8 protein-coding genes are annotated in these 7,720 nt (G+C 36.5%); 1 reads left to right on the top strand and 7 read right to left on the bottom strand.

Going from position 1 to position 7,720, the window contains the following annotated elements; all coding sequences use genetic code 11:
* Positions 1-458: 458 nt before the first annotated feature.
* The 3 genes from ACTJJF_RS21905 to map form a co-directional block, all read right to left on the bottom strand.
* Positions 459-1,991, bottom strand: coding sequence for a M20/M25/M40 family metallo-hydrolase (locus tag ACTJJF_RS21905; RefSeq protein ID WP_440701013.1), 1,533 nt, complete (start codon positions 1,989-1,991; stop codon positions 459-461).
* A gap of 99 nt (positions 1,992-2,090) precedes the next feature.
* Positions 2,091-2,663 (bottom strand): hypothetical protein, encoded by a 573-nt coding sequence (locus tag ACTJJF_RS21900; protein WP_312306301.1) that lies wholly within the window; start codon positions 2,661-2,663, stop codon positions 2,091-2,093.
* 108 nt (positions 2,664-2,771) lie between these two features.
* On the bottom strand, positions 2,772-3,536 hold the full coding sequence (gene map, locus ACTJJF_RS21895; protein WP_440701012.1) for a type I methionyl aminopeptidase: 765 nt from the start codon (positions 3,534-3,536) through the stop codon (positions 2,772-2,774).
* 571 nt (positions 3,537-4,107) lie between these two features.
* Here map and ACTJJF_RS21890 point away from each other — a divergent pair.
* Positions 4,108-4,512, top strand: a complete 405-nt coding sequence (locus ACTJJF_RS21890; RefSeq protein WP_312306297.1) for a helix-turn-helix domain-containing protein — start codon at positions 4,108-4,110, stop codon at positions 4,510-4,512.
* A gap of 334 nt (positions 4,513-4,846) precedes the next feature.
* On the opposite strand, the gene ACTJJF_RS21885 is transcribed toward ACTJJF_RS21890, so the two are convergent.
* The 4 genes from ACTJJF_RS21885 to ACTJJF_RS21870 form a co-directional block, all read right to left on the bottom strand.
* Entirely contained in the window at positions 4,847-5,278 is a 432-nt protein-coding gene (locus ACTJJF_RS21885) for a hypothetical protein (RefSeq protein ID WP_312306286.1), read from the bottom strand.
* A 52-nt stretch (positions 5,279-5,330) separates the two neighbouring features.
* Complete coding sequence (locus tag ACTJJF_RS21880) at positions 5,331-6,314, bottom strand: RHS repeat-associated core domain-containing protein (protein ID WP_440701011.1); 984 nt, start codon at positions 6,312-6,314, stop codon at positions 5,331-5,333.
* 251 nt (positions 6,315-6,565) lie between these two features.
* Entirely contained in the window at positions 6,566-6,916 is a 351-nt protein-coding gene (locus ACTJJF_RS21875; protein ID WP_440701010.1) for a hypothetical protein, read from the bottom strand.
* On the bottom strand, positions 6,917-7,720 hold an 804-nt coding region (locus ACTJJF_RS21870), incomplete at its 5' end, for a hypothetical protein (protein WP_440701009.1).

Genomic DNA, 7,720 nt, shown 5'->3' with positions numbered 1-7,720 from the left:
AAAACTCTCCGTACTCTGCGTTTAAGAGAAATTCGATATCTATAGATTTCATTCAGAAGAAACATACTTTCATTGCTGAGTGAAACGCCGTAGCGATCGAAAAAAACAATAAGATACCATAGAAAACTCTCCGTACTCTGCGTTTAAGAGAAATTCGATATCTATAGATTTCATTCAGAAGAAACATACTTTCATTGCTGAGTGAAACGCCGTAGCGATCGAAAAAAATAATAAGATACCATAGAAAAACTCTCCGAACTCTGCGTTTAAGATAAATTCGATATCTATAGATTTCATTCAGAAGAAACATACTTTCATTGCTGAGTGAAACGCCGTAGCGATCGAAAAAAATAATAAGATACCATAGAAAAACTCTCCGAACTCTGCGTTTAAGATAAATATATCATTCAAAAAAAAAAACAATTATCGTTCACCGCTTCAAATAGCGTTACATTGAATTACTTATCATAATTCTTCATCAGGTATTCGAAATAATGAATCATCTTAAGATAATTTTCTATGCTGAGATATTCATTGGTACTGTGAATGCTTTGCTGCTCTGCTCTGTTGATTTTAATAGGCATGAAGCGGTACACATTTTTGCTGACGATTTCATATTTCCCTGCATCGGTTCCCGCCATGGTAAGGTATGGAGTAACAATGGCTCCGGGGTGAATTTCTTTGACGCCTGCTTCTATTAGTTTAAAAGCTTTGGTATTGGTAGGAGAAATTGCAGAAGCTTCTCTGGTATTATCAATTTCTTCAACCTCAACGTCGAAGCCTTCCGTTGCTTTTGCAATATGATCACGGACATCTTTTACCGTATTTCCGGGAAGAAGTCTGAAATTGACTACAAATTCCACTTCGGGAGACAGCACGTTGGTTCCGTCACTTCCTTTCATCATCGTAAGTGCTGTGGTAGTACGTACCAAGGCATTGGTTGTATTGTTTTTGGTGAGCTGTGACATCAAAACGGGTTTTAACAGCCATTGATTCGCCAATGCGAGCCTTGTGGTAAATGGCATTTCGCCCCCGATGTTATTAAAGAATTCTTTGATCAGCGGAGTGATGACCGGTTTCATCTGATGATCTTCCAGACGCTGCATAATGACTGCAGCTTTCCCGATAGCACTTTCCATTGGAGGCATAGAAGAATGCCCGCCCAATCCTTTTACTTTTATTTTAGCGGAAAGAAATCCTTTTTCGGCGCATCCTACAACAGCCACATCGGAATCTATTCCTGCCACATTTCCTTTTCGCATGATCAGCCCGCCTTCATCATATACCGCATCGAATTTTAATCCTTTTTTCTTAAAGTAATCTGCAATCTGAATCGCTCCCTTCTGGCCACCCACCTCTTCATCGAAACCAAAAGCCAGATAAATATCTCTCTGAGGAGTCTGTTTGTTTTTAATTAAGCTGTTCATTGCTTCCAGGAGGGAGAAAAGCATTCCTTTCATATCTATTGCTCCCCTTCCATAGATCCTTCCATTGGCTACTGCTCCTGAAAAGGGTGCAAAATCCCAGTCTTCAGCAACTTTGGCAACAGGTTCCAATGGTTTATCATCCGGACGGAAAATATTGTCTTCATTATTTTTAATGTCTGCATCACCGGGAGGCACCACATCCATATGGGAAAGAAATAAAACAGGTTCAAGCGCAGAATTGCTTCCTTTAAGCCTGAATACCAATCCATACTGATTGACCTCAACATTTTCCGTATGCTGGTATACCAAAGGATAGGAGGTTTTTAAATAGGTTTTAAACTGATCGAACGGAGCATAATTGAATGTTCCGAGGCTTCCTGTGGAAACGGTAGGTATTTTGATTCCCCCTGACAGCCGCATGACTGCAGAGTCGTTTTTTACGGGTTTCCATCCTTCTCCTGATACAATTGTATTTTTCTTGAAAGGATAAGTAAACGTTTTTATTAAAACGATAGCAGCAATTATAATGAGAACGCCTAAAACGGCTAAAAGAAATTTTTTCATATCAATAATTTTTGTGTGGAGCTGGTGTATCACAAATATAAAAAACAAATATCCGATAACCGCATTAAAAATCAGGTATTTACTGCTGGGTTTAAAAAATTACAATCCGTTCCACAGGTGAGTATTAAGATCAAAAAAGAGTTTATCATTTTCAAGCTTAAACTTATCTGCATTCTGCTTTCCGGGATCGTTAAGGGCAATCCATCTCACCACTCCTTTTTCCGTCTGCTTATAGACTTCAATGATATCATGACCATTGTACTGATATTGATACAGCAGACCGCCCGGCATTTCTTTTTCGGGATGTTGGGTTGTGAGGTCTTTTTTTATTTGATCCAGCGTTTTTCCGGCATAGTAGAATGCAAACATATTGTTGTAAATAGTTGCAGGAGTATAGGTAAATAAAATCTGTGAAGACGGTTTGTCTTTTATATTTTTAAGTATTTTTCCAATCTCTTTGTTGGTAAAAAAGATCAACCTCTTATCTGTTTTATCAAAGATATAATCTCCATAGAAACTGAAGTTCAGGCTGCCATCCTGAAAAGAAAGTTTCTTTGTTATATTTTCGGAATCGGGTAACGGATCAGTATGAATCGGTTTTATATAGGAAGTACATGCAATAAGGCTAACAACAAGACTGAGCATACAAACATTGCGGATGATTCTTTTCATAGGTTACAGGATATACACAAATATAATTTTTTGTAGCTGCTGCGGCAAATGCAATGCATAAAAAAACCTTCCTGAATTTCAGAAAGGTTTATATAGTTGAGAAATATGTTAATTCAAAATTTCATTCATCCGGGTTAAGATGATTGGTTTTCCATCTGTGACCACGATCGTATGCTCATGCTGTGCCATATATCCGCCTTTGTTTCCCACCATCGTCCAGCCGTCTTCAATTTCTACGGCAAGACTGGAGTCTGTTGCAATAAAGGTTTCAATAGCCACTACCGAGTTTTTCTTAAAACGTCTGGTATCGAAACGGTTTTTATAATTGAGCAGTTCATCCGGTTCCTCATGCAGGCTTCTTCCCACACCATGACCGCAAAGATTTTTGATTACTTTCAAACCTCTCTTTTTGGCTTCGGTTTCCATTAAAGACCCTATATCTGCTATTTTTACACCGCCTTTTATATGATCGATTGCTTTCTGCAAAATCTCTTTGGAGGCATTCACCAGTTTCTGATGCCCGTGAATATCTTTTCCAATGATAAACGAGCCTCCATTGTCTGCCCAATAACCATCAAGCTCTGCAGAAACATCAATATTGATCAGATCTCCTTCTTTCAATACTCTCTGATCGGTAGGGATTCCGTGGCAAAATTCATTATCTACGCTGATGCATGTCCAGCCTGGAAATCCATACGTCAGATAGGGTGCAGACTTCGCCCCAAAGTCTGAAAGAACCTTTGCTCCATACTCATCCAGCTCTTTGGTTGTCATCCCCGGCTTTGCATACTCAGTCATGGCCTTCAGGGTATAGGCAACGGCTTCACTTACTTTCTGCATTCCGGTCATCTGATCTTCGTTGGTGATTGACATGTTTTTTGATTACTGTTGATCATTACAAAGTTATGAAATTAAAATATTCTGATATGATTTGTTTTAATTACTAAAATTCATGTATTGAAGAAACGAAATTATCAAGTTATTTAATATCGTTCTACCCCCTTCACCAACCCCCTCTACCCCCTTGGGTAAGGGGGTATACCCTGTTATATGACGGGCTGGAGGGTGTTCATTACCGGTCTCCAGCCACTTTGATAAGTGGGTACAGGGACTTGTAGAACGGCCTGGAGACCGTTAATGAAGTAGCTGGAGGCTGTTTTGAAGAGGCTCCAGCCACTTGATCAAGTGGCTGGAGAGACTTACCATAGTGTTTGAAGGCGTATTCTAAGTAGCTTGAGACAGTTTATGAAATGGTGATAGCTACTTAATGACCGCCTGAGGAGACTTAGTGAAGTGGCAGAAAGCACTTCTGAAGCTGTTGAAGACAGTCTATAAAATAGTTTCCGACACTTTAATAAGTATGGCAGGAATATTTTACCGGATATTTTTTAACCTTTACTTTACAGAATGTATTATCTTTGAATCTTCACAAATTGATTAAAGAATGGACTACAAAATACATCAGGGAAGAAATGTAAAACGTTTCAGAGAAATGCTGGGAATAAAGCAGGAAGCATTAGCGCTTGATCTGGGCGACGACTGGAACCAAAAGAAGGTCTCTTTACTTGAGCAAAAAGAAACCATTGAAAACCAGTTACTGGAAAAAATATCCGAAGTACTGAAAATCCCCGTAGAAGCTTTTCAAAATTTTGATGAAGAGCAGGCTGTGAATCTAATTTCCTGCACATTTTCAGATAATGCAATGTTTAATAATAGAATTGAAGTCCAAAATATTAATCCTATTGATAAAATTGTTCAACTTCACGAAGAAAAAATCGCTTTGTATGAACGTATGCTGAAGGAAAAGGATGAAATGATGAGCAGACTGGAAAAGCTGCTTGATAAGTAAGAACTTTTTGAGCTATAAACACCCAATGAAATGAATAAGAAGCCGCCTCACAACTGAGACGGCTTATTTTTGAAAATATATTGTTAATACAAAACCCCTGCAAAATGCAGGGGTTTTTATGTTATCCATCCCCTCGCTGGCGCAAGCGTCACGCTTGTGCCAATCATAAATCTACATATATTTTTCATGTTAAAAAAATATAGATACAAAACTCTCTATGAATATTTCGATTTTAAAATTTAACAAGCCCTTACTTTTTTGTAAGGACTTGTTTTTTTATTATGGTACGAGCTAGAAGCTCGCACCAGCTGAGAGAATAAATCTTTTTGTTTTTCTATAAACTCATATTATTATGTTTTCTTCCCCATTTTTGATATAATTGAAACTCATATATCTGCTTTAATCTGTAAGTTGGTGCATAAAAAGCTTCTTTTTGAGATTTAATATTAACAACTGAGAATCCTTTTTCAAAAATTTTATTTCCTTTACCAAAGTCTTTTTCAATTATTGACATACAAGGTAATCCGAGAGAGTCATGTGGTGGAATAGAAATGGGGGTTAATGCTTCAAAATTTATCTTAAATGTATCCTTTTCATAAACATGTCGATAGTTCGCTTGAATATCTTTAAGAGAAACTTTAAGGGTATCATTTGTAGGGTTCCCAAAAAGTAAAAAAGTCTCTACATTTTTTATTCTTACACTATCTTTTGTATAGTCACATATTAAATTCTGAAAAGAACAAACAACATTTTCATTCTTTAGCATAGATTTCTTACATGACATAAATAAGATAATTAATAGAAATACATACATAAATCTATTTCGGTTTGTACGTGTTATAATACCATTTATCATTAGAATAATTTTTTTTCATTAACTGTTGAAATTCTGGTGTAGTCTTCTTAAAAAGAGGAGAAGACATTTGATATTCATAAATTTTGATATGTTCTTTTGCTAAATCCAATTTAGATATATTAATATTATCTGGATTTACTGTTAAGTGACTTATTTCCCCTCCCTCATGACTTAATGCAGAAATCATATTATTTTTATCATTATAATATGGGTGTGCTTTTCCATTACCAACCATCAAAGAGACCGTTTTAGATCTCTTATTTGCCTGCATTAAAGCATCTGGATTGTAGTCACCTCCATTAAAAGGGAAAAATGTCCCAACAATTTTCCCAGCCTCAAAGTGATAATCAGCAACTCCTACAGACATACTATTGCCTCTAAGGCTATTTAAATTGATGCCAGCATCTTTAGCATAATGATTAGCAATATTTGCTAAAACAAATGCATTATCTTTATTAAATATATAATCCTTTAGTTGTATTGACAGCCAAGGTGCTGTATTTAATTTTCCGGTAATAGGATTTTGAAAATCAATAACAATATTATTTGTTTTTTTATTATCTGTATACAAAAATTTTCCAAACTGATTAAAATGATCATCAAGTGGATTGGCCTCAAATCCTGTAAAAATATTCCCTCCCGATGACTCGGTACTTGTAGACATTGTTGCTACATAAGCTTTAAAAGCAATCTGTGCGGCCTCCCCCGAAGCGAACATTGCGTCATTTCCATCCGGATCTATCACCATCACAGGATTGTTGATGGCATAGTTATAAGGGCTCCATGAACTGTATTTCTCAGACATCGCATCCATAACGCCCCATCTACCCAAGTCCGGCATCATCATTCTGGCCCCGTAATCATACATGCCCGTTTCCTGAAGCTCTTTACCGTTGTATTTATAACTGTAATAACTTCCAAACAGGGAACGTCTCGCTTGTGTCAACCATACATCTACATTTAGTCAACCCTTACTTATTATAGGGTTGATTGTTTATATGGTACGAGCTAGAAGCTCGCACCAGCTGGGGGCGAGCATCTTGCTCGTACCAAACATAATTTCTAAAATTACACCTATCTTCTAAACTTCAAAAAATCATACTAGCAGCTCTTAGAGTAAACAACACTTTACAAAATAGTAAAGTGTTGTTATTTCATGCAGATACGAGCGAGACACTCGCACCAGCTTAGGGATTATTATTTATTGATATCCCGCCATAATATGCCTAATATCTGAGTCTCTTTATCATTGATAAATATGGTGAAATTCTTTTCGTTATGATCAAAGTTGCTAATAATTACTTTTTTACTATTGAATAGATCAAGATTATTTAATAATTCATCATAACCTTGAATTTTTAAGCTTTCATTTATAGTATTATTGATTTCATTTCTTACTGTGTATATAGAGTTGACTTTATTTTTATCAATAAGAATATATTCAAGTTTATTTATGGATTTTAAGTAATTGTATATGATTGCATATAAATAATTATTACTTTGATTTTTAAATAAATTTAGTATTTTTTGAAAATTGTCTGTTTCCATTTACTTGCTTTTTACTATTATTGGTATTGCTCCTATTACTATTCCAGGAATTAGTACCTCTTGTTCATTATATTTATCAGGACTTGGGACAGTTTCATTTATATAAAAAGATTTTCTTAAAATTACACCACCGCCATTTTTATTTGCAAACTTCGCAGCTACATTTTCATTTGTAGTCCAAGAAGTGAAAATACTCTCCGTATCTCCCCAATTGTGCAATTTAGGATCACTATGTCCACCAAGTGGAACCGCTCTACCTTGTAGAGCATTTTTATAATCATAATGTCCTATACATACTCCTCGATATAACGTAATCATTTCTTCTGGCTCTGATTCATCAGTCGTTGTTGTAGCAGGAATATCAATAGCACCACTTATCGGTTTAGAATTCGCAGAAAAACCACTATCTCCATTTAACATTAATGGCAACCCCCATACGCCTAATCTTACATAACCCGCCATTCTTGCTATAGTTGGACCAAATTCTACTGGAGGAGCAAGGCCTTCAAATGTAGCAGCACCGACAGAGACAACGCCTATAGCAGCTTTTTTGCTTTTACCAAACAAACTACCCCACCAATTGCTTACTTTTCCCCAGAAACCTGGTTTTGGATCATCCGGATCTTCTCCAGGACTACGACCAAATCCTGTAAAAATATTACCTCCCGATGACTCGGTACTTGTAGACATTGTTGCCACATAAGCCCTAAAAGCTGCTTGTGCCGCCTCCCCCGAAGCGAACATTGCGTCATTTCCATCCGGATCTATCACCATCACAGGATTATTGATGGCATAGTTATAAGG

Origin of the sequence: Chryseobacterium sp. 22458, assembly GCF_052044975.1 — a bacterium.
Taxonomy (GTDB): Bacteria; Bacteroidota; Bacteroidia; order Flavobacteriales; family Weeksellaceae; genus Chryseobacterium.
This window is presented reverse-complemented; position numbering and strand designations above follow the sequence as displayed.